We start from the raw sequence: 23,655 nt of genomic DNA on the forward strand, positions 1-23,655 counted from the left end.
TACAAAAAGAATTAAAGTCCCTATTAAAATTAATTAATGAAGTTAACTATTTACTTATTTATAACCTTAACAACATTTACTTGTGCCAACCCTAAAAAAGATCTTGTAGTAAAACAATCTCAATCGGTTAATTTTCCTGTAATTTTTGGAACATACAAGTCAGAAATAGAAGAGGTAGCTTATATTAAGTTGCCTAATCAAATTGAATTAAAAAATACGTCTTATGTGAACTTAAACTTAAGTAGAATAACCTATGAATCAAACTATAAGTCTTCTTATAGACGCCCTCAAATGTATTTATATTCGGTAGAAGGAGGCTCTCTAAAGTCTGCTGGAAATTATAATAGAAAAATAATATTTGGTAAGAAAAGTCTTAATTACACCTATTATGTCAATTACATTATAGATACAAGTACTGTTACTCAACAATTATTAAGACCATTACTAGATAAAAAGAAAAACAAAGATACTATACATATAGGTATTGTTGATTTCAAGAAAAACAATCAAGAACTATTTAACATGCTAACTAGTAATGACACTATTTTTACTAGATTTTTTCTAAGACATGGCAGCAGAGAAGAAAAAATGACAGTTGTCGATCCTAGTACAGGAGAACCTCAAACCATTACATCAATAGAAAGTAAGCACGAACGTATTAAAATACCTGTAAAGTGGTAATCAAGTATTATGAAAAAAAATAGCGCGAATATAATTTTATCTGTCATAGCCAGTATTTATTCCACAATACTAATAATTAATATTATTAATTGCTCTAAAGCTCTTCAAAGTAAAAAAAATATAAGTTCAGATAATGAAATGGCAATTTTTACACCTTTATTAGTTCTTCTTTTTGTTTCTTTTATGGTGCTATCTTTTTCTAAATGGAAAAAGGTAGTGGTTTATGTTGGTTTGGTAGGTGTTTTAAGTATGATACTTATGAGGTTATTTTATTACTTTGATCGTAATTATACTTACAATCATGAATTTAGCTATACTATATTTAATTTTTTCGGTTGGTATAATCACAATTCAGAGTATGATAAATACGACCACTTATATTTAGGGATGGAAGTCGTTATATATCCTGTTATTTTAGCTTTTTCTTACCTGTTAATTCATAGTACTCTTAAAAAGTTTATTAACAGAGTAAGTAATCGTTTTTCTACGTATGAGTTTTAAAATCAATAATAACTTAGTTTACATGAAAAAATAGCTAAAAATTAAAACATCAAAGACACCCATTAATAATGCAGTTTAGCTTAGTAACATTTATAAGAAAAATAATTGAAGGTATTTACCTTACATCCTCACATAAGAGTCCCGATAACTATAATAATGCTACCAGATACAACAATAGGTCAAACAAGTTGCTCTTTAAAGATTACTTACACATAAAAGTACCTACAGAAGATGTTAGAATTGAAGGATTCTATTACGACGAAACTATATCTATTGATGTATACGGAAAAGAGTGTAGAGAAAATCCAGACGATTACTTAGATGAAAAGAGTAGTTTTTTAGATGAATTATTTATAAGGTCGCCTGAATATTATAAAAACAAACACGACAGGTTTGAAACTCGAAAAAGGTTTAGGTCGCAAATAACAATTTCTTTAAAAGACAAAAATATAAAACTACAAACATCAGTTTTTATGAATGAAGTAGAAGCCAGAATGAAGCTTTACGAACAAAACGGTATTAATATATATTATAAAAAATGGGAAATGGAAGATATGTATTTAAGTAAAGCTGGAGAAAATATTCTTAAAAAAGATTTTGAAGAATACTTTGTAGACTTAAAGTTTTTAAACCAAAGAAAAGTTGATTTTAGAAGATTAAAAATTTTATAACACCAAAAACATAGGAGTACCCTCATATTTTGTGGACGACTACATAAATACTGCCCGTAACTACCCGATGCGTAAAGTATCACAAATTATTACCTTATTACGCGATGCCGATGTAAAGAGCAAAGGAGTAGGAGCTAACCAAACCCATGCTGATATTTTAAAAGAATTACTGTTTAAGATTTTGCATTAAGGCTCTAGGTGTATGGCGTGTGAGGTACAGCCTCATGAGGAGCCATAATTGTGCCTCATTCGTTATACATTTTGTTGTTTATAGTTTCGTGTGTAGTTCACAAAGAAGTCTAAAGGTACACAATATAATTGTTAGAGGAGCAATTAACCTAGAGCGTTGGTAATAATTAGTAGAAAAGGAGTGTTTGTTAAAACACGGTTTCTACGTGCCGCAGGCAATTATTACCAACGTCTCTGTATATGGCTCGTAGCGTGTAAATTATAAAAATATTTTCGGATTAAGCACAAGCCAGATTTTTAAATTTTACTATTTATCTTTTTATTGGAAATCGTCAAAATTTAAAAATTTGGCGACTTTCCAAATATACCTTAACTTTGTTTAAGCAACTAGTTAGCTATGAGTTATATAGGTTGTTGTGAGCAGTGTTTTTATACTTCTTCTTGTACTTCTATTCCAATACTTAATAATAAGGCTTCATATTGTTCATTATCCTTTTCTTTTATCTTATCTAAAATAAACTTCGCAGTTTTTTTCATTTCAGGTATATCTATCGGTGTCATACTTCTCTCAAACAATCCTTCTAAATGTGAGAATTCATTGTTGATTCTATCAGTCATCGTTGAAGCTTGTCTATTGTTGCCAAAGAACTTTGTCAGTTTATCAATTTGCTTGCTGGTATTTGGGTATTTGTAGAATAGAAAAGCTTCTAAAAATTTCCTCGTATTATTCCCAAAGTTATAATAGAGATTATGTTGATTTTCATCATCAGACTCAGCAATTGAGCACTTATAAATTTGGTGAAAAAGAAAATTAAACTCCGTCACATAGTCTTTTAAGTACCTTGGCATTAAAGTAATTTTGCTGATTTCATTTTCTCTAGAAATCAAAAAATAACTACACTGATTTTTATTCAAAGCACTTGGTAATCTTTTTAAGTACTTTAGGAAATCAAGATTATGAGTGGAAATAAAAATTTGTTCAAACTCTTGTCTCGTGAAAATTTCTGCACTAATAAGGCTGTAAACGAAAAAGATATGATTACTGTCTAGACTAGAAATTGGGTCGTCAATCCAAATTATTGGCTTACTTCCTTTGGTATCCACATCTTCAAGTTTAGCCATAAAATAGCAGAATGCAATCAAACTACTTTCTCCTTCACTTAAATGATGGGCTTTGTTTCCATTCCTTACAATCTCAAATTTAATTTTTTTTCCACCAAACTCATCAGTATCTTCTAACGCCTGCAATGTCAAAAAATCGTGACCAAAAAAATTGTTTAAATATTCATTTACTTTAATAGCTCCTTTCTCTTCATCATTCATCAACCGTTCTTTTGCTTCAATTTGATTAATTTGCTGATTGATTTTTTCCTCTACAACTTTCTTAGATTGAGTTTCAGTATCTGAAGTGTCTTTTAAAGTTTGTACTCTTGCTTTTACAGTTGTGTACTGGATAGTTGTAGTAAAATCGCTTACTTCTCTTAATCGCAAAAGCCTCTTTGCTTTTGTTTGTTCGGTTTCCAATGAACTAGTGTATTCGTTAGCTTGAATCCTAAAAGTTTCGAATGACGACCAACAATTTTCTAATAATTTGCTGTTATCAGTAATATCATTATAAGTTTTGGAATTGAGTATATCATTTTTACGCTCTTGAAGTTTTTCGATTATAATATTTAATTCAGATTTAATTTTTTCAACAGCTTCCTCTTTTTGTATTGTTAGAGTATCTAAATCAGAATGAAATTTTGAATAAAACAAGGTTTTGTTTATTATTAGTTGTTTTTCAATATTCTGAATTGTGTTATTGGTTTCAGAAATTAAGGTATCAATTTCCTTTTCTAACTTTTCTGATTCTTCATCAAAATGACTTTCTAATTCATTCCAGCGCTCTTTTGTTATATCATTACCACAAAAAGAACATTTATCTAGCTTGTCTTTATGTAATTGACGACCTTCCTTTACCCAACGATTGAGAATAGCATCTTTTAAAAGTTGCTCGATTTTATTAGAATTGCTGATTGACTTTGTTACAAGCTCTTTCGCTTTTATATTCAGTGTATCTAAGTCTAATTTTGGTTTTTCAACTTCTGGGATATTAGAATTTGCGCTTTCATTCAGTAAATTAAGTTTTTCTGTTACTTCGTCATCAGTTAAAGGCTGAAATGAGTTTTCCAAAACTGTGTTAACTTCATTTTGTAATTTATTGATATTATAGTTTTGGTCGCCATATTTATCAGATTTGTATTTTATTCCGAGAGGATTGTTAGTTGCTTTAAATCTTAATTGGTCGGTTAAATTTTTATTCGCGTTTTGATATGCTACTAATGCGGTATTTGCTCTTAATGAGGTATTTTTCAATTCAAGATAAAATCCTGTAGCATTAATATCTTCTTCAATATTTTCCTTTTCACCTAATTCACTTTTTAGTGCTTGAATTTCGGCTTCAATAGTAGCATTTCCGCCAATTATAGCAAAAGGTGATACGCTCTCATCAGGATTTACTATAAAGCGAAGATTAGCCTTTACAAAGTCTTCATTAAATACTCTGATTTTTTTTCTGTGTTCAGTTAGATTATTAGGTGTGCAATCAGCAACATCAGTAATACAAACTTCAAATTGAGGATTTTCGTATTTCTCAGATAAGTTGCCTGTTTCTAATGCTCTGACAATTCGAGAAAGAGTAGTTTTTCCCGAATAATTTCGACCGTAAAATATATTGATTGGTTTAAATAAAACAACATTATTTCCACTACTATCACGAATAGTTGAATCCCAATCAAAATTTTGAAATACCGCAAGATTATTTATTGATTTAAACTTTGTAATCATCTATTTCATATTGTTGGGTTACATTGCTTACAACTCGTTATATACCAAACTTTAGTTCTTTTATCCTGATAAAAGTATGGATATCATAAAGTTTAAGCAATTTTTATATGATATCAAATATATCAAAACAATGCTTTACCTAAAATAAAGTTATCAACGAGTTGTTGTTGTTTATTAACGTAACTATAAGAGCGAGTTGCTCTTACAATTCTTGCGAATCTAAAAAAATATCAATACATATTCTTACGGAATCCCATAAGCTCAATTATTTAGGTAATAAAAGTTGTTTTAGCTATCATAAAAGCTTGCATGGGTCGGGTCGCCAATATCACGGCATGGGTCGCTAATACCAAGGCATGGGTCGCTGACACCACGGCATGGGTCGCTAACACCACGGCATGGGTCGCTGATATTACGGCACGGGTCGCTGATACTACGGCATGGGTCGCTAATATCACGGCACGGGTCGCTGACACCACGGCATGGGTCGCTGATACTACGGCATGGGTCGCTGACACCACGGCACGGGTCGCTAATACCACGGCATGGGTCGCTGATACCACGGCATGGGTCGCTGATACTACGGCATGGGTCGCTGATATCACGGCATGGGTCGCTGACACCACGGCATGGGTCGCTAATATCACGGCATGGGTCGCTAATACTACGGCAATAGATAAATTAATACTACACGAAGCCTAATTAGGTCAACACTTCTTGCCTAAGGGAAGTGATACCAAACAAGAAAAAGATAAAATATCGTATTGTGTAGAAAAATGTTAGTTAGTATGTTAAATGTATAATTGTGGTTTTAAGGATTAAATGTAAAAAAGCAACTACTATATATATATAGCATTACACGAAGTGTTTTACTCATCTTCAAGTATTATAGTTGCAATTTTTGAGTTAATTTGATTTGGTCTAATAGCCCAGTTTAAAGCACCATTAGTTAATAAAATAACTGTAATATTTTGATTGGTTTTTTCGTTCCAGTAATGTCTGAAAGAGGAAATACCAGCTCCTCCATGTCCAACCATTCTATAACCATCTTGAAGTCTGTAAGACTCCCAACCTAATCCAAAATAGCCATCTTTTCCATTTTTTAACTTTACAGGTGTCCAAGCTTTTTCAAGTTGTTCTTTTGTGATGATTTTTTCTTTCTGAATAGCTTGAAACCATTTAACTAAATCATCTATTGAGATATTTAAACCAGCACCAGCATACATAGGAGAAGAATAATTTAGAGGAAACATCTCTAAACTCCCATTTCTTTTTTGGTAGCAAGTAACCCTATTAGGAATAACTTTTTTAAACCCACCGTACTTAGCTGAACTTAAATTAAACTTGTCGAAATATTCAGTTTGCATATAGGATTCAAAATCCTGATTTGCCAATTTTTCAATTATAGCACGAACTAGTAAAAAACCTGTTGCATTATATTTTGACTCTGTTCCTGGTTCAGAACTAAATGGTTTATCTCTAAGGGCGTCAATAACACTTTTTTCACTCTCAGGAGCTAAATAAATTTGATAATCTATTTGATCTGGAATACCAGAAGTATGAGATAGTAATTGTTTGAGAGTTAATTTTTTCCAAGACTCAGGTAAGTCATTTCTGTTAGGAAGAAAATCTTCTAAAGTTTCATTTACCTCTCGTTTATGAATGCTTAATAATTTATGAAGTGCAACCGAACTGAATAATTTGGATACTGAAGCAACAGGAAAAGACTTATCTATAGTCATAGGTACTTTAAGCTGTGCATGCGCTAAACCGAAAGATTTTTTGTGAACTATTTTGTTGTCAATAAGTATTACATAGTTTAACCCAATAATATTTAGGCTATCTATAGTACTTTCCAAATAGGCATCAGTTTTACTATAAATACTTTTGTCATTTTTTTGAGCATAAGATTTACCTATTAAACAAGTAATTAGTAATAGTTGTAAAATTAGTTTCATTAGTTCTGTTTTTTTCAATGACAGATGAGATTCGAAATTGTTACAGTTTATAATAAATAACAGTTATTTTTTATTTGTTCATTGTTCCAAGGGTTGCTACTTTTTTTAGCCATTTTGCTCTAAACTTTTCTTTTGAGAGTCTTATAGGGCCAATGGTAGTAATTCGCACTTTTTTTATTTCTATATAGTTTAATGTTAGTTTTTTAACCGCATTATGACTCGGGCTTCTATAAAACCATTTATAGTACCAAGCAGGTTGGCCTAATATGCAAATTATTCTGGTTGTTTTCCCTGTAAACTATTTATCCCACCATAAAATAGTTTTCCCTTTAATTAAAAGGTTTAATAAGAGTAACACCTAAACAGCACATTTTACTGTTTAGGTGTATTTATAATCATTTTTTTTATAAGACGTGATTATAAAAGGAAGACACTTTTAGTTACTCTCTTTAAAAAAGTTATCTATATGAAACAATTGGGTGTTTGCAACTTTAGACCAATAAGCTGCATTGTGTTCTCCGGGACGTTCTTCATAAATATGTGGAATATTGAGAGTATTGAGCTTTTGATGTAAATCTCTATTTTGCTTAATCAGAAAATCATTTATTCCACAGCTAATCAGAATTTTTTGTTTAGAGTTCTTTAACCGCATTATTTGAGATGCTGCTGTATAATTAGCCCAGTTTTTATTGTCTTTTCCTAGTAATTTTGGTACTCCATAATCCTTTCCGTATGCAGAAAAATCTATAGCTCCACAAATACTTCCTATAGCTTCAAAAAGATCTTGATGTCTTGCTCCAATATACAAAGCACCATGTCCTCCCATACTCCAACCTACAATTGCAGTTTTTGAATTATCTGTATTGTAGTGCTCATCTATATAAGAAACAAGCTCACTAGCGATAAAAGTTTCATATTTTGAGTTTGTTGTTTCGCTATCAATATACCAGCTGTCATAATTACCATCGGGTAAAATAAATAGAGTCTGCATTTCTTGACTTAGACGAAGTAGAGAAGGAATATCTTTTTTTATTGTTCTTTCAGGGTAACCACTGTAACCATGTAAAATATATATGCTAGGAACGGACTTTTTAATAGTGTTATTAGGTCTTATTACTAAGGTTTTAATGTTTCTTTGCATTGATTGACTATATACGTTTAGCGTATCTACTTGTTGCGAAAAAGATTGGCAAAAAATACTTAAAATTGCCAAAACGGTTATTGAGTTTTTCATTATTATATAAAAGTTAATAAAGTTTTTTTGTTGAAAAATGTCAGGAAATGACTAATATGTTCTTAAGGTTAAAGAACTATAAGAGCCTAATCAGATGTTTTAAGAATATTGTTTTATTATAAATTAAGGTGTAATATAGTTTTCCATTAAAAAGTCTAAAGAAAACCCTAGTTTAAAATACATTTCTTTAGCCATTTCTGAGGCTTGTAGTGTAGCTAACGATAAATTTTGGTCAATGGCTTTGTTAAGTGTATGACGCATAATTTCGGTAGCAAAACCTTGTTTCCTTTTTCCAGGAATAATACCTAAACTGTGCAAGCCAGCAATCGTATTAGTAGTGTATAAAATTACGGTGCCTATAAGCTCTTGTTCAAAATAAACAAGATAGTAGGGGATGGTTTCTTTGGTTTTTAAAATGGTTGCTGTACTTATTTCGTAATTAAAGGCTTTAAAAAAGGCGTTGCTCCAAACATCAGCATCTTCTTTGTTTTCTACTCTTTTAAAATCGATGTGTCTTTGAGTTTCAAACTTTTCGTTTAGTTCTAAACTCATTCCGTATTGTGTTGACTTTAACTGAATTTTAGTGTCAAGTTCCATATTATTTTCTTGACCTGGTAGTGTAAATAAAGAAAATGTAAAACGGTTGTCTTTGCTAATTATTTGCTGTTGTATTTCCTTTAGCTGATTAGTAGAAGGAGAGAGGTTGGTCCAAATTCTATTAGGCCATTGAGCATTTTCAATGTAAGCGCTTTCAAAAGATGTTTCTTTATGATAACCTTGATATGGAGCCGCAGCAGTTTTCCATAAAGAGGCTAAATTGTTAATGTTTGATACTACTTTTTTCATTTTGAGTTGATTAAAAGAATACTAATTGCCATGAAAATAATTCCAATACACTTTTTGGTAGTTATAGGCTCAACAGGCAGGTTTAACCAACCAAATTTTCCTGCGAATAACGAAAAAATCAATTGACCGCATAAGCCAAAAGCAATCATTTTTGAAATCCCTAGTTTTGGTATGGTGTAAAAATAAAGAGAAATACCAATCATGCTAAAAAGTCCGCCAATAAACCATAAATACCAAGGTACTTGTTGCGCTATAGTTAATTGAATACTTTCTTCTTTGAATAGAAAGATGAATAAGCACCCAAAAACAGCACTAGCTACAGAGGTGGCTATAACAGCGATAACAGGTTGTTTTACAATAGTACCTAGTTGCGTGTTAAATCCTGCTTGAACAGCTAGTGATACTCCACCAATAAAGGCCAAAAAGTATATAAAGAATATTTTCATACTGCAAAGATGGGAAGGAAATAAGGTCTTTTTCTTTACATATGTTGATTGCTACACACTTTTTTTAATGCTTTTACGAATTCGGCTTAATTGAGTGGGAGTAATACCTAAATGAGAGGCAATATAGTGTAATGGTATTCTATTTTCTATGTTAGGGTTAGCGTTTACAAAATCAAGATATCGTTCTTTAGCTTCTTTTAAAACAATGTCAATTTCTCGTTTCTCTTTGTCAATTACCCAATTCTTTTCAAGATAAGCAATATAGAAGTTTTGCAAGTCTTGGTTATCCTTAATAAGTTGCCTGTATACATCATACGGAAAACTAATAACCGTTGAGTCTTCTATAACTTCTAAAGAAAACTGGGAAGGTGTGTTGGTAAGTGATGATACTACAGAACTTATAAAACTCCCTGATAAAAAGATATTTTTATGATATACCGTACCGTTTTTATGTAAAAAGCACGAAACTATTGCGCCTTTGTAAAGAACATGTACATGTTTTGATATTTTACCAAAAGCTAATAGGGTGGTTCCCTTTTTTAAATTATGTATTTTTACAGCTGAAAACAAAGAAGAAATGGAGTCGTCGCTTACCGTAGCATAACGATTAAAAACGCTTGTTAAAAAGGTTTTATATTCATTAGATTGATTCATTATTCGTTTAGGTGTTTTTAATTTGAATGATTTGTGCTGCAATACTTACTGCAATTTCCTCAGGGGTTTCACTTTTTATAGAAAGTCCAATAGGTGCGTGAATTTTGTTTAATTCTTCTTGAGTAAAGCCTTCGTTTTGTAAAACTTCCCACATGGTTTGTAGTTTTGCTTTGCTACCCAAAACTCCTAGAAATTTATAGTTGTTTTTGAGGAGTTTACTCAATACCAATTTGTCATCAGTGTATTTATTAGTCATAATGGCTACATAGCTTGAAGAAGATTCTTCTATGTAGTTTTCAATGTCGTTATAATCAATAACCTGTTTTTGATGAGCGGTTTGATTATTTTCTAAAGTGTTGAGGTTTTCTCGATTGTCAAAAACCACCACATAAAAACCAAGCTTTACAAAAAGTTCAGAAACGGCAACGCCTACATGACCGCCACCTATAATATACAAGGTTTCTTTAAAACCGATATGTTCTTTAAAGTACCAATCTTCTTTTGAGTTGATATCATACTCAAATTGACTTTCTAGAACATCAGGAGTAAAATCAAATAAGGTAGGAGATAAGTGTAAAGTTCCTTTTTTACCATGCTGTAAAGAAGAAATAATGATTGAGATTATTGAAATATTCTCTGAACCCAAGTAATGAAAGCTTACTGTTTGCTCACCAGAACAAATCATACCCGAACCATCTTTGATGTTTCCTTTATGGATTTGTTTTTTGATAAATGTTGGCGAATTCTCTAGCTGTAGTAGTTGTTTCGCTTCTTCAACGAGTGTAAACTCCATCACACCACCACCTACAGAACCGAAAATAAAACCATCTTCAGCAATTAACATTTTAAAACCCTTTCGCCCCGGAGAACTACCAAGGTTTTCAATTACCGTTAGCACGTATACCTTCTGTTTATTTTGAAGTTTTGTATGTAACTGTTGCCAGAATTCCATAAAAGTTTACTTAAAAATGGTTTCGCTCAACGCATAATAAATAGCCATCAATGCAGAAAAAATAGCACTGGCTAAAAAACGCCAATCGAGTTTTACTTTATTTTGAATGATAAAATTAGCGATAAACGAAATAGGAACGTTTACCAAAAACGACCAACAAGCAACTACAAATAAGTTACTGGTTATTTGTTCAAAATTTCCAGAAAATAACTTGATAAACAGTAAATGTCTAAAAATCCATAATGGATTAAAATAGGCAATAGCCAATATTGTTTTTGCTATGGTTCTTTTTAGTCCGCTATTGTTGGCTGTTTTTCTTTCTATCCAATTAAAATAATTAGGTATTTCTAAGGCATATACAGTAGCGCCAACCACAACCATTCCAAGGAGTCTGTATATTGAGAACTCGTTTACTAACAAGGCGGCAATAGTATCACCAGTGCTATAAATAAGTGCCCCACGAATTATATTTTGTTTAGTGTATTGTAGTTTGATACTCTTCTTATTTATTTTGAATTAAAATCTGATTTTAATAGCGAATAAATCTCGCTATCTAAAAACATCCCATTGTAAAAATAGTTCTCTCTAAAATAGGCTTCTTTTTGAAACCCTAGTTTTAAAAGAATACTTCTTGAGTTTTGGTTTTTAGGATTTATATTAGCTTCTAAGCTATTAAGATTGAAGGTGTTAAAAGCAAAGTGAATTAAGGTTTTCATAGCTTCTTTCATATATCCTTTTCCCCAATAATCAGGGCTCAACACATAGCCTATTTCACCTCTAAAGTTTTGTTTGTCTAATTTCCAAATTCCAAAATCACCAATTAGTTTGTTATTTTCCTTGTTGATGATAGCCCAAGTAATTCCGTTTTTATCTTTAAAAGCTTGTTGAATGAGTTCTATTCTTTTTTCAATGTCTTGTGGAGATTGAGGAGTGTCAGAATCTAAATACTCACAAACTTTTGGGTGAGTTCTAATGTTAAATAATTCTGAGGCATCTGTCTTTGTATATTCACTAAATAAAAGTCTGTCACTTTCTAATTCAGGAAACGTATCAAAAACATGTTCGTTTATTGAGTATGTCATTTTTATTTTTCATACAATCCCGTCAACACTTTTTCTGGTGTAAAAGGGGAGTGGAATTTTAATTTATAATTAGGGTTGAAAGCTTTTACAGCTTGCTGAATGGCAAAATAAGTTCCAATCCCGTACATCAACGGAGGCTCGCCCACCGCTTTCGACTTTTTAATTGCCATTTGATTTCCTTCGGTTTTTAAAGGAATTGTTTCTACTGTTTTGGGAGCTGAAAAAATATCAGGAATTTTATAAGTAGATAAAGCATTTGACAATAACCTTCCTTCGTTATTATACGAAATTTCTTCTAGGGTCATCCAGCCGATTCCTTGCGCTAGTGCACCTTCCACTTGCCCTAAATCAATACCCATATTCATGCTTTTACCAAAGTCGTGTACAATTTTTACATTGTCAATTTCATAATTACCACGGATACAATCTACAGTAACTGTTGTAATGGCAGTACCGTACACATGGTAGGCAAATGGATGCCCTTTTTCTTTGGTTTTATCAAAATGAATAACTGGGGTAGCGTAATGTGCATTTTCAGATAGCGCCACACGACGTAGCATCGCTTCAGCAATTAAAGCTTCCCATGTTAAGTCTGATTTTTTATCGCTTACAAAAACAGCATCTTCTTGAAAAGAGATATTTTCTTTTTTGGTAGAGAGCATGTCAGCAGCAACTTCTGTTAGTCGTTCAACTAACGAATTACAAGCCATTTCAGTTGCTTTTCCGTTAAGGTCGGCAGTTGAACTTGCTGCAGAAGGTGAGGTATTGGCAACACGTGTAGTGTTCGTGGTTTCCAGTTTAACCTTATCTGCCGAAATTCCTAAAACACTTTGTGCTACTTGCAACATTTTTGTGTTTACACTTTGCCCCATTTCTACGGCACCTGTAGAGACGCCAACACTTCCATCTTGATAAATATGCACCAAAGCACGTGCATGGTTCATTGGAGTATTGGTAAACGAAATACCAAAAGCAATAGGCATTAATGAAATACCTTTTTTGTAGTGGTGGTTCTTCTTATTGAAGTCAGCTACTTTTTGTTCTAGCTGTTCCAGTTGATATTGCTCTTTTGCGCTAAACCAAGAGTTTTGTGCTTGTACTTCGGTTGCAATTTGTCCGTATGAAAACTCATCGTTTTCAGCTAATAGATTGGCTTCTTGTATTTCTCTTTTGTTAATGCCTATTTTATCAGCGGCATCTGCTATAGCACTTTCAATAACAAACATACCTTGCGGACCTCCAAAACCACGAAAAGCGGTATTAGGCGGTAAGTTGGTTTTACAACTATACACGGTAGTATTCACATTCGGAACAAAATAGCTATTGGTAGCATGAAACAGAGTTCTCTCGGCAATAGCAGGTGATAAGTCAGCTGCAGCACCTGAGTTTTGTAAAAACTCAGCTTCAAAGGCTTTAATTTTTAAGTCCTTAGTTAATCCTATTTTATAAAATGATGAATAGGGGTGACGTTTCCCAGTCATGCGTAAATCATCATGTCGATTTAACATATATTTTACCGGACGATTCAAATGTTGTACTGCAACAGCAGCCATTACAGCCCATGGAGTAGCTTGGTCTTCTTTTCCTCCAAAACCACCACCTAAACGGATAACATCTACCTCAATTTTATGCATTGGGATACCCAACACTTTCGCAGCTGTTTTTTGCACAGCAGTAGGTCCTTGAGTTGATGAGGTAATTTTTATACTTCCATTCTCTTGAGGAACCGCATAACAACCTTGTGTTTCGAGGTACAAGTGCTCTTGTCCGTTCGAAAAAGTTTCGCCTTCAAACATATAGTCACATTCGCTAAATGCGTTTTGAGTATTCCCTAAGTTAAATGAGCGAGGAGCATTGATAAAACTACCTTTTTCTTTGGCTTCTTTAGCAGTTGTAATTACGGGAAGTTCTTCAATATCTATGGAAATTAAAGTTCTAGCTTTTTTAGCAATGGCTTCACTTTTAGCAACGATAAAGGCAATCGGTTGCCCCCAAAAATGGACTTCATCTTCAGCCCATAAGGGTTCATCGGGAATAATACCTCCAATTTGATTTTCTCCTAAAACATCCTTATAAGTGAATATTTTTACCACGCCTTCTAGCGCTTCTGCTTTGGAGTAATCTACCGACTTTATTTTTCCGTGTGCTTTTGGCGAATCATAAACCAATCCGAATAAGGTATCTTGACGTAGCATTAAGTCGTCAACAAATAACGATTCTCCTCTAACATGTGTAAAACTGTCAATATTTTTCATCGTCTTCATTAGGCAATTAATTTTTTTAGTTCTACATGATTAGGAAATAGCTCTAAAAAGTGAGCAAAAAATAACTGTCGTGCTAACAAACGTTTGTATTCAGCAGTTCCTCGAACGTCGGTGATAGGAGAGATTTCTGATTGTAAAACTGTTTCGGCTTCTTTTACAGTGTCTGAATTGATTGTTTTTCCGATTAAAAAAGCGTTGGTTTCGTGTAAATATTTCGGAATGGCAGCAACACCTCCTAATGAAAAATGTGCATCTGTAATAGTATTATTTTTTAGTGTAATTCTTCCTGCGGAATTTACACTAGCAATGTCTAAATGTGTTCGTTTACTTACTTTTTCGAAATTAAAATTGTCTTCTGCCTGCGGAACTTTAAATGTTATGGACTGTAAGATTTCGCCTTCTTGTAAATCGTATGTTTTGTAGTCTTGATGAAACTCTTGAAACGGAACTTGTCGCGTGTTTCCATCTTCTTTTTGAATGGTTAACGTTGAGTTTAATGCTAAAAAGAAAATAGACATATCGCCAATAGGTGAGGCGTTTACAAAGTTACCTCCAATAGTTCCCATATTTCTGATTTGTTCAGAAGAAATGAGTTTTAAAAATTGTTTTAGTTTCGGAAAAAGGGTTTGTAGTTGCTTACTTTCTGCAATTTCGGTAACGGTTGTATTAGCACCCAGTGTACAAAATCCTTCAGTAAAAGAAATTTCTTTTAAAGCGTTTTTATCGGTTAGTAAATGCACATCTTCTTCTGCCATTTTATCTGCATGCTGTACATATATATCGGTTCCGTTAGCTACTTTTACTCCTGTTTTTTCAAAGATTTTAGGTTGTATTTGAGTTAATTTTTTAGGGATTGATTCAAAATAATTAGGAATAAACCCTTCCTTGATTAACCAGTCAATTTGATGATTGTTATCTTTTTGTTGTAGTTTTTGTTCTATTTCAAAACCAGCTTTTTCAATCGATTTATAACCTGTACAACGACAAATATTTCCACTAATAGCATCGTTACATGAGGTTGTTTGCTTGTCGTCAAGAGCATAACCAGTCATAGAAACTACAAAACCAGGGGTACAAAAACCACATTGCGTAGCATAATTGTCAGTCATCGCTTTTTGAACAGTGTTTAGTTCTTTGGGTAAATTAATTCCTTCTACCGTAACAATATGCTTTCCGTTAGCATTTCCTAAGGGAGAAATACAAGAAGTTATACTTTGGTAACTAAGTTTATTATCTTTTAATTCACCAATTAAAACAGTACAAGCTCCGCAATCGCCTTCACGACATCCTATTTTTGTTCCTTTTAATTGTTGGTGTTCTCGAATAAAATCGAGTAAGGTAATACCAGCGTTTGCTGTAGTTTTTATTACCTGATTATTTAATATAAATTGTATCATAAGCAGAATGCAAGATACGAAAATGTGACGTTAGGTGAAAAGTTGAAAAAGAAAAGTGTGGAGTTTAAATTTTTTAATAATATAATGGTCAAAATATGTAGCAATAAAAAAGCCTCCAAATTTTGGAGGCTTTGTATATATTTTAAGAAAAATATTAAGCAAATAGGCTATCTATTTTTTCTTTTTCTTCTTGTGCTAAGGCAGGGTCTACTAAAATACGACCACTATGCTCATCAATTGTAATCTTTTTACGGTTAGCAATTTCTAACTGAACTTGTGGTGGAATAGTGAAGAAAGAACCTCCAGCAGCTCCACGTTCAATTGCAACAACAGCTAATCCGTTTCTTACTTTAGTTCTAATTCTTTTATAAGCAGTTAATAAGTGACCTTCGATAGACTTTGAAAATTCTTCAGACTTTTCTTTTAATAATTGCTCTTCTTTCTCAGTCTCTTTTAAGATAGCATCTAGTTCACCTTTTTTGTGAGTTAAATGTGCTTCTTGCTTCGCTAATTTTTCTTTGGTGTTGTCAATAACCTCTTTCTTTTGAGCAATTTTAGCTTTATATTCCTTAATTCTCTTTTCAGATAATTGAATTTCTAGCTCTTGGTACTCAATTTCTTTAGATAAAGAGTCAAATTCACGGTTATTACGAACATTTTTTTGTTGTTCTTCGTATTTAGTAATTGAGTTTTTAGATTCTTCAATCGCTAACTTTTTATTACTAATATCAGTTTCTAAATTTTTAACATCTTCAGCTAAATTAGAAAGTCTCTTGTTTAATCCGGCAACTTCATCTTCTAAATCTTCAACTTCTAAAGGTAATTCACCGCGAACGTTTCTAATCTCGTCAATTCTAGAATCGATTAACTGTAAATCGTATAACGCTCTTAATTTTTCTTCTACCGTTACTTCTTTTTTTGCCATCTGTTAAATATAGTATATTGGATTTGTACTTTTTTCGCTTAAAATAATTGCAAAAATACTAATTTTTTTGCTAAGATAATCAACTAAAAGGTTTTTTGTAAATTGTTCACTTTCATAATGTCCTACATCTGCAAGCAAAATTCTTTTTTCTGCTTTAAAAAACTCGTGATATTTAAAATCAGCACTTATGTAAGCATCGGCACCAGCTCGCATCGCATTTTTAATAGCGAAACTTCCTGAGCCACCTAACACAGCTACTTTCTTAATGGGTTTGTCAAGTAATTCTGAGTGTCTGACACAACCTGTTTTAAAAGTTTCTTTTACAAATAATAAAAAGTCTTTTTCATCCATCGCTGAAGGTAGTTCACCAATCATTCCCATACCTACATGTTGATTTTGGTTGTCTAATGTAATAATTTCATAAGCAACTTCTTCATATGGGTGGTTTTTGAAGAGTGTTGAAAGTATTTTTCCTTCTAAATAAGAATCAAAAGTTACTGTAATACAGGTTTCTTCTTCAAACATCAATTCTCCTTTTTTACCTATAGTAGGATTCGAATTTTCGTTTCCTCTGTAGCTTCCTTTTCCTTCTACATTAAAAGAACAGTTGTCGTAATTACCAATGTTACCTGCCCCAGCTTCAAATAACTTTTCACGTACATTAGTAGCTTCAGCAAACGGAACATAAGTAGTTAGTTTTTTAATGATTCCTTTTTTGGGGATTAAGGTTTTCATTTTTTCTAAGCCTAAAACTTCTCCCATTTTAGCAGAAACCCCGTTGTTTACATTGTCTAAGGCTGTATGTGTAGCGTAAATAGCAATGTTATTTTGAATAGCTTTTAATACAACACGTTCTACATAGTTGTTGCCGTTAAATTTTTTTAGTCCACTAAATACAATAGGGTGAAAACTTACAATAAGATTACAGTTTTTAGCAATAGCCTCGTCTACAGTTTCTTCAAGAGTATCTAACGTGACTAAAACTCCTGTTACTTCTGTGTTGTAATTACCTATTAATAACCCAACATTGTCAAAATCTTCGGCATACGAGAGTGGAGCCAGTTGTTCAATATAGTTGGTGACGTCTTTTATTTGCATTTAAGTAAGTTTCAAAGTATTAATATAGCAAAGTTACAAAGTAGAAAAATGAAAATAAAAGTATCCTGTACATTAATGCTTAAATTATTACTTTTGATATAATGAAGTTACTTCGATTTTTATTATTTCCGTTTGCTGTATTGTACAATGTTGTTACGACTGTTCGTAATTGGTTTTTCAATATAGGTGTTTTTAAGTCTAGATCTTTTGATATTCCTGTAATAGCTGTGGGAAATTTGAGTGTGGGAGGAACAGGAAAGTCTCCGCAGATTGAATATTTGATACGCTTATTAAAGGATAATTATAAAATTGCTGTGTTAAGTCGTGGATATAAACGAAAAACAGAAGGGTTTCAGCTAGTAAATGACACGCATAGTGCTGAAGATGTTGGTGATGAACCCTTACAGTTTTATAAAAAATTTAAAAAAGATGTTATGGTGGCTGTTGATGCTGACAGAACAAATGGAATTCAGCAGTTGTTACAGCGAGATAATTCGCCAGAAGTAGTATTGTTGGACGATGCTTACCAACATAGAAAAGTAACTGCTAGTAGTTATATTTTACTGACAAAATACAATGACTTATATGTTGATGATTTTGTGTTACCAACAGGGAATTTACGAGAAAGTAGGAGAGGAGCTAAACGAGCTAGTGTGATTGTGGTAACGAAATGTCCTGAGGGTTTATCGAAAACGGAGCAAGAAAAGATAGTACGAAAGATAAATCCGAAGTCGTATCAAAAAGTGTTTTTTACGACGATTGTGTACGACGAAAATTTAAAAGGAACAGAAGAACTAGCAATTTCAGACTTGAAAGATAAAGAAGTGTTGTTGGTGACGGGAATTGCGAACCCCAAACCATTATTGAACTTTTTAAAAGAAAAAGAAATAGGTTTTAAGCATTTAAATTTTCCAGATCATCATAATTTTACTCAGCAGGACATTTCAAATATTAAGAAAGCTTTTAAAGAGTTGTCATCTCAACAAAAAATCATTCTAACTACTGAAAAAGATTATATGCGTTTAGAAGGTAAGGTTGATCATCTTAGTTATATATCAATAAAAAGTGATTTTCTAAACGAAGAGCAGGTTTTTAACTCTTTGGTGTTAGAAGAAATAAGAAGAGTAAAAAAAACAAAATAACTTTATTTACTTGTTAATAGGCTTCTAAAAGTTGTGGTATATATTTTTTTTGAATTTTCTTTTTCTTCTTTTGGTATTGGTAAAGTAAATTTCATAATTCTATTAGCATCATATCCTTCAAGACTAGTACCTCTAGTTTCATCTGTAAAACAAATACTATGTTTATTATGTTTTTTGCTTAATGATACGTTTTTCATGTAGCTAAAAGTTTTAATAATATAGTATTCATTTATAAGAACAATACCATATTTAAAGCATTGAACTTCTCTTACAGAACACTCTAAAGCGTATTTTAAAGGAGAAATTAAAAATCTGTAAGAGAATATTCCCCAAAAAAGAGAAGCCATTAATATGTTGTAACCTATAGCTAAAGCAAATTCACCATCATTTTTTAAGGTATAGCCAAAGTATATTAAAGAAATGGAAGCAATAAAAAGGCACAGGGTAATTATAGCGTGTTTTTTCTTTCTTTTAGTTAGGTTTTTTTGAATAAAAAGAACCCATTCACTTTTGGTGTATTTAAAACTTAAGATAGGTTTTATTTTTTTGTATTTAATATCGTAAATAAAACGTCTTTTATTGGAGTCTATAATATATTTGATTAAAAGGGAGGAGAATAGACCATAGAAAAAGGCAAGTATAAAATAGTCGAGTCTAGGGTTTTGAACTCCTATATAGCCAGTAATAGCGAAATAAATGGTTCCTAGTGGTATAATTATAAATGATTTTATAAAAGTAATGAGAGTACCGTCTATATAATTTCGATCCATTTCTATAGTGTTTTTTATAAAGTATTGTGGAAGTTATATATGCTTTTCACCAAAAGTATCTTTAGCTTCCGATCGTAGTTGCTTAATATTTTGTTCCTCTTTACGAGGACAAATGACAAGTACATCGTCTTTTTCTACAATAATAAAATCTTGTAATCCTTGAATTACTACTTTTTTACCATTTTTAGTACTAACCATATTCCCGTTGGCATCTTTAAAAATAATGTTAGCTCCAACAGTTGCATTTTGCTGGTTGTCTTTAGCGAGTTTGTTGTATAAAGATCCCCAAGTACCAAGGTCGTCCCAACCAAAATCTACAGGTAATACGTGTACTTTTTCAGAGCGCTCCATAATTCCGAAGTCAATAGAAATGTTTTCACATTTTTCGTAGTTATTTTTAATGAAATCGTCTTCAAAATCGGAATTGTAGACATTATTCCCATCATCTAAAATGCCAACCATATCAGGAAGATGTTTTTGGAAGGAATTTAAAATACTTGAAACTGACCAAACAAAAATACCAGCGTTCCATAAATAATCACCACTTGCTACAAACTGCGTAGCTTTTTCTAGGTTTGGTTTTTCAGTAAATGTTTTTACTTTTTTAATTTCAGAAACATTTTCTTTAAATTGAATATAGCCATAACCTGTATTAGGATGATTTGGTTGAATCCCCAAAGTCATCAATATATTTTCTTTAGTACAGGCTTTAAAAGAAGTTTCAATGTTTTTAAGAAATTCAGTCTCGTTTTCAATCCAATGATCTGATGGAGCAACTAACATCACTGCATTTTCATTATGCTGGCGAATTTTTAGTGCAGCATATAAAATACAAGGAGCAGTGTTACGCATTGCAGGTTCTAGCAGTAACTGTTTATTACCAATTTTAGGAAGTTGTTCTAACACTAATTCCTCATAATGTTTATTCGTAGCGATTAAAACATTTTCAGAAGGAATTAATTGGCTAATTCTGTTGAAAGTTCTTTGCAGCAACGATTCACCAGACCCTAATAGATCATGAAACTGTTTAGGGTATTTTTCGGTACTTACTGGCCAAAGACGAGAACCTACGCCACCTGCCATGATTACTGCATAATAATTAGTGTTCATACAAGCTGTTATTTATTTAAAGCTATGAGTTTCACCTCTGCATTTTGATTGAACAGATACACGCGCTTATTTTCTAAATTTAAGCATTCGTAGCGTGTTCTGCGTTTATTTCCTCTTTTATATAGTTTTTCTTTAAACTGAAAAACACTTCCGTTTGGAACTTCAAAGATAAAGTTCTTTCCGTCTTCTGATTTTCCTTCTCGTAAAGCCAATGATAAATTTACATCGGTATCGGTACTTGCTTTCGGATTTTTTAAGTAGTTGGCTAAATAGGGTAAAATATGTTTAGGGTAAATCTCAGGCTGTAAAAAAGGCAGCATTAAATGCTGAAATACTGTTTTCCATTCTTTACCATGCGGTTGTACTCTTCCAAATTTTTGATAGGTAACATGATGTGCAATTTCATGAATTAAGGTTAATAAAAACTGATACGGATTCAGATTATTGTTGACCGTAATTTGCATGTGTCCGTTTGGCAATCGACGAAAATCACCATGTTTGGTCTGACGTTCGCTTACTATTTTCAAATTGATTTTATGTTCAATAATTAAATATTCAACTAACGGAATTGCTTCTTCAGGGATGTATTTAATCAGTATTTTTTTCAAAAGTCAGTTCGAGTGGTTTTTTATTTTGAAATAAAAAGGAAAAATAAAAATTGTATCGAGAACTAGCTAGTACTTCTCGATATAATTTTCTTTTCAATTATGTTGAACGAAAATCACTCGAAGTGACAATCGTTATTTCTCTACGGAGTAGAACTTGAAACTTGTAAAACTTTACCGTTGTAATACTTATTACCTGTTAAAGCAAAATCAAAAATGTAATTAGCCATTTCTTTAGCCGATAAAGGAGCTTCATAACCAGGAAAAGCTTCTTCTAACATTTCTGTTTGTACGGCACCTAACGCTAACACATTAAAAGCTATTTGTTGTTCTTTGTATTCTTCAGCTAGTAATTCTGATAAAGTAATTACTGCGCCTTTAGCAGAACTATAAGCTGCTAATCCAGGAAACTTCATACTACCTTGAACTCCTCCCATACTACTTACCGTTACTACGTGACTTCCTTGTTGCATAAATGGTAGTAAGTTTTTTGTTAATTCGGCAACTGCAAAAACATTTACTTTATAAACCTCTTCAAAATCTTGGGTGGTTAATTGTTCAAAAGGTTTATTAATTAATTTTCCAGCATTATTGATAAGGATGTCTACCTTTTTCCATTCAGTTGAAACAAAATCAACCGATTTTTTTATGTCACTTTCGTCAGATAAATCAACGGAAATAGTTGTAATGTTTGAATGATTTATTTGTTCTAAAGGTTTTGTGTTTCTAGATAGCGCTAATACCTGATGTCCTTGATTAGCAAATTGCTGTGCTAATTCAAAACCAATACCTCTACTAGTTCCTGTAATAACAATGTTCTTCATGTAATTGGCAAAATTTAAAAAGGCAAGCTACATAAAAATCACTACATTTATTGCTTAATCATTCTTAAATTATCATGAAAAAAATATTTTTTTTAGCGCTATTCTTAACAATGTCAATGACAATATTTGCTCAAAATACTTATATATTTTGCGGAAAATTAATTGATACAGAAAAAGGAAATATAAAAGAAGAACAAACCGTTATTGTAAAAGGAAATAAAATTGTTGAAGTGTTAAAAGGGTACGTTAACCCAGAAAACTCTGATGATGTAATAATTGACTTAAAAGACAAAGTGGTAATGCCTGGACTGATTGATATGCATGTACATATAGAAAGTGAGCATAGTCCAAAATCGAGATTAGAAAAATATATATTGAATGATGCTGATAGAGCTTATAACTCGGTAAAATTTGCAGAAACAACCTTATTAAATGGTTTTACAACAGTGAGAGATTTAGGAGGAACAGGAGTCAATATTTCTTTGGCAAAAGCAATTAAAGCAGGAAAAATCACAGGCCCTAGAGTATTCACGGCTGGTAAATCATTAGCAACTACGGGCGGGCATGCAGACCCAACGAATGGAAGTAGTAGAAAATTACTAGGAAACCCTGGTCCTAAAGAAGGGGTGGTAAACTCAGTTGAAGATGCTAAAAAAGCAGTACGTCAACGGTATAAAAATGGAGCAGATTGTATTAAAATTACAGCGACAGGCGGTGTGTTGAGTGTAGCTAAAAGTGGTGACAACCCTCAATTTACTATTGAAGAAGTAAAAGCAATTTGTGAAACTGCAAAAGATTATGGAATGCATGTAGCTGCTCATGCTCATGGAGATGAAGGCATGCAACGTGCGATTATTGGAGGAGTAAAAACTATTGAACATGGAACTTATATGAGTGATGAAACGATGGAGTTGATGAAAAAACACGATGCGTATTTAGTTCCTACCATTACGGCAGGAAAAGAGGTTGAAGAGAAAGCAAAAGTAAAAGGTTTTTATCCAGAAATTGTAGTACCTAAAGCGTTGGCTGTTGGTCCACAAATACAAGGAACTTTTGGTAGAGCTTATAAAAAAGGAGTTAAAATAGCTTTTGGTACAGATGCAGGAGTTTTTAAACATGGAAAAAACGGAAAAGAGTTTGGGTATATGGTAGAAGCAGGAATGCCTGTTGTAGAGACCATTCAATCTGCTACAATAACTAATGCAGCATTGTTAGGGATGAAAAATGAGCTAGGGCAAATTAAAAAGGGGTTTTTAGCAGATATAATTGCAGTAGAGGAAGACCCAACTCAAAATATTCATATAATGGAAAAAGTAGTTTTTGTGATGAAAAATGGAGAGGTATTTAGAAAAGATTAATAATAAATAAGAACTTTTAATTACTGAGTCGTCCTGAAATAGGTTGACAGTTTTTATAAAATATTAATTAAACCTTTGAAGCTAGCTTCAAAGGTTTTTTGTTGTGTATAAAGTTAGGT

General features: G+C 32.3%; 22 protein-coding genes and 1 pseudogene. 6 read left to right on the plus strand and 17 right to left on the minus strand.

Annotated features, from left to right (window positions below):
• Positions 1–36: 36 nt before the first annotated feature.
• From C7448_RS06740 to C7448_RS06755, 4 genes and pseudogenes are all read left to right on the plus strand, one after another.
• On the plus strand, positions 37–681 hold the full coding sequence (locus tag C7448_RS06740) for a hypothetical protein (protein ID WP_115900591.1): 645 nt from the start codon (positions 37–39) through the stop codon (positions 679–681).
• Positions 682–690: 9 nt separating this feature from the next.
• Positions 691–1,182 (plus strand): hypothetical protein, encoded by a 492-nt coding sequence (locus C7448_RS06745; protein WP_115900592.1) that lies wholly within the window; start codon positions 691–693, stop codon positions 1,180–1,182.
• Positions 1,183–1,250: 68 nt separating this feature from the next.
• Positions 1,251–1,853: a hypothetical protein gene (locus C7448_RS06750; protein ID WP_115900593.1), complete on the plus strand. Its 603-nt coding sequence runs from the start codon at positions 1,251–1,253 to the stop codon at positions 1,851–1,853.
• A 16-nt stretch (positions 1,854–1,869) separates the two neighbouring features.
• Positions 1,870–2,043: pseudogene (locus tag C7448_RS06755) on the plus strand (DNA polymerase III subunit delta); the annotation flags it as partial.
• A gap of 428 nt (positions 2,044–2,471) precedes the next feature.
• Here C7448_RS06755 and C7448_RS06760 read toward each other — a convergent pair.
• From C7448_RS06760 to C7448_RS06830, 13 genes are all read right to left on the minus strand, one after another.
• Positions 2,472–4,871, minus strand: coding sequence for an AAA family ATPase (locus C7448_RS06760; protein ID WP_115900594.1), 2,400 nt, complete (start codon positions 4,869–4,871; stop codon positions 2,472–2,474).
• A gap of 869 nt (positions 4,872–5,740) precedes the next feature.
• Positions 5,741–6,829 carry a serine hydrolase domain-containing protein gene (locus tag C7448_RS06770; protein WP_147300506.1) on the minus strand — a complete coding sequence of 363 codons (1,089 nt, stop codon included), beginning with the start codon at positions 6,827–6,829 and terminating at the stop codon, positions 5,741–5,743.
• Between the two features lie 436 nt (positions 6,830–7,265).
• Entirely contained in the window at positions 7,266–8,063 is a 798-nt protein-coding gene (locus C7448_RS06780) for an alpha/beta hydrolase (RefSeq protein WP_115900597.1), read from the minus strand.
• Between the two features lie 123 nt (positions 8,064–8,186).
• Positions 8,187–8,909, minus strand: coding sequence for a GNAT family N-acetyltransferase (locus C7448_RS06785; RefSeq protein WP_115900598.1), 723 nt, complete (start codon positions 8,907–8,909; stop codon positions 8,187–8,189).
• Positions 8,906–9,355, minus strand: a complete 450-nt coding sequence (locus C7448_RS06790) for a DMT family transporter (protein WP_115900599.1) — start codon at positions 9,353–9,355, stop codon at positions 8,906–8,908. Before C7448_RS06790 ends, C7448_RS06785 begins: the two co-directional genes overlap by 4 nt.
• Positions 9,356–9,406: 51 nt before the next feature.
• A complete protein-coding gene (locus C7448_RS06795; protein WP_115900600.1) occupies positions 9,407–10,009 on the minus strand; it encodes a Crp/Fnr family transcriptional regulator in 603 nt (200 codons plus the stop codon).
• A 7-nt stretch (positions 10,010–10,016) separates the two neighbouring features.
• On the minus strand, positions 10,017–10,961 hold the full coding sequence (locus C7448_RS06800) for an XdhC family protein (protein WP_115900601.1): 945 nt from the start codon (positions 10,959–10,961) through the stop codon (positions 10,017–10,019).
• 6 nt (positions 10,962–10,967) lie between these two features.
• Entirely contained in the window at positions 10,968–11,342 is a 375-nt protein-coding gene (locus C7448_RS06805) for a hypothetical protein (protein ID WP_211321891.1), read from the minus strand.
• Between the two features lie 125 nt (positions 11,343–11,467).
• A complete protein-coding gene (locus C7448_RS06810) occupies positions 11,468–12,043 on the minus strand; it encodes a GNAT family N-acetyltransferase (protein WP_115900603.1) in 576 nt (191 codons plus the stop codon).
• A gap of 2 nt (positions 12,044–12,045) precedes the next feature.
• Positions 12,046–14,307 carry a xanthine dehydrogenase molybdopterin binding subunit gene (locus C7448_RS06815; RefSeq protein WP_211321892.1) on the minus strand — a complete coding sequence of 754 codons (2,262 nt, stop codon included), beginning with the start codon at positions 14,305–14,307 and terminating at the stop codon, positions 12,046–12,048.
• On the minus strand, positions 14,307–15,704 hold the full coding sequence (locus C7448_RS06820; RefSeq protein ID WP_115900605.1) for an FAD binding domain-containing protein: 1,398 nt from the start codon (positions 15,702–15,704) through the stop codon (positions 14,307–14,309). The genes C7448_RS06815 and C7448_RS06820 overlap by 1 nt, the downstream gene beginning before the upstream one ends.
• A gap of 154 nt (positions 15,705–15,858) precedes the next feature.
• Positions 15,859–16,629 (minus strand): zinc ribbon domain-containing protein, encoded by a 771-nt coding sequence (locus tag C7448_RS06825; protein WP_115900606.1) that lies wholly within the window; start codon positions 16,627–16,629, stop codon positions 15,859–15,861.
• Between the two features lie 3 nt (positions 16,630–16,632).
• Positions 16,633–17,727, minus strand: a complete 1,095-nt coding sequence (locus C7448_RS06830; protein ID WP_115900607.1) for a Nif3-like dinuclear metal center hexameric protein — start codon at positions 17,725–17,727, stop codon at positions 16,633–16,635.
• Between the two features lie 101 nt (positions 17,728–17,828).
• Here C7448_RS06830 and lpxK point away from each other — a divergent pair, with 101 nt between their 5' ends.
• Positions 17,829–18,869, plus strand: coding sequence for a tetraacyldisaccharide 4'-kinase (gene lpxK / locus C7448_RS06835; RefSeq protein WP_115900608.1), 1,041 nt, complete (start codon positions 17,829–17,831; stop codon positions 18,867–18,869).
• 2 nt (positions 18,870–18,871) lie between these two features.
• Here the strand turns inward: lpxK and C7448_RS06840 are convergent, their stop codons facing one another.
• The 4 genes from C7448_RS06840 to C7448_RS06855 form a co-directional block, all read right to left on the minus strand.
• Positions 18,872–19,639, minus strand: a complete 768-nt coding sequence (locus C7448_RS06840) for a hypothetical protein (RefSeq protein ID WP_115900609.1) — start codon at positions 19,637–19,639, stop codon at positions 18,872–18,874.
• A 33-nt stretch (positions 19,640–19,672) separates the two neighbouring features.
• On the minus strand, positions 19,673–20,749 hold the full coding sequence (locus tag C7448_RS06845; RefSeq protein WP_115900610.1) for a mannose-1-phosphate guanylyltransferase: 1,077 nt from the start codon (positions 20,747–20,749) through the stop codon (positions 19,673–19,675).
• Between the two features lie 8 nt (positions 20,750–20,757).
• Positions 20,758–21,357 carry a SprT-like domain-containing protein gene (locus C7448_RS06850; RefSeq protein WP_115900611.1) on the minus strand — a complete coding sequence of 200 codons (600 nt, stop codon included), beginning with the start codon at positions 21,355–21,357 and terminating at the stop codon, positions 20,758–20,760.
• 140 nt (positions 21,358–21,497) lie between these two features.
• Complete coding sequence (locus C7448_RS06855) at positions 21,498–22,178, minus strand: SDR family NAD(P)-dependent oxidoreductase (RefSeq protein ID WP_115900612.1); 681 nt, start codon at positions 22,176–22,178, stop codon at positions 21,498–21,500.
• Between the two features lie 74 nt (positions 22,179–22,252).
• On the opposite strand from C7448_RS06855, the gene C7448_RS06860 reads away from it, so the two are divergent.
• Positions 22,253–23,536, plus strand: coding sequence for a metal-dependent hydrolase family protein (locus C7448_RS06860; RefSeq protein WP_115900613.1), 1,284 nt, complete (start codon positions 22,253–22,255; stop codon positions 23,534–23,536).
• Positions 23,537–23,655: the final 119 nt, after the last annotated feature.

The sequence above is a fragment of the Tenacibaculum gallaicum genome, from assembly GCF_003387615.1.
Classification (GTDB): domain Bacteria; phylum Bacteroidota; class Bacteroidia; order Flavobacteriales; family Flavobacteriaceae; genus Polaribacter; species Polaribacter gallaicus.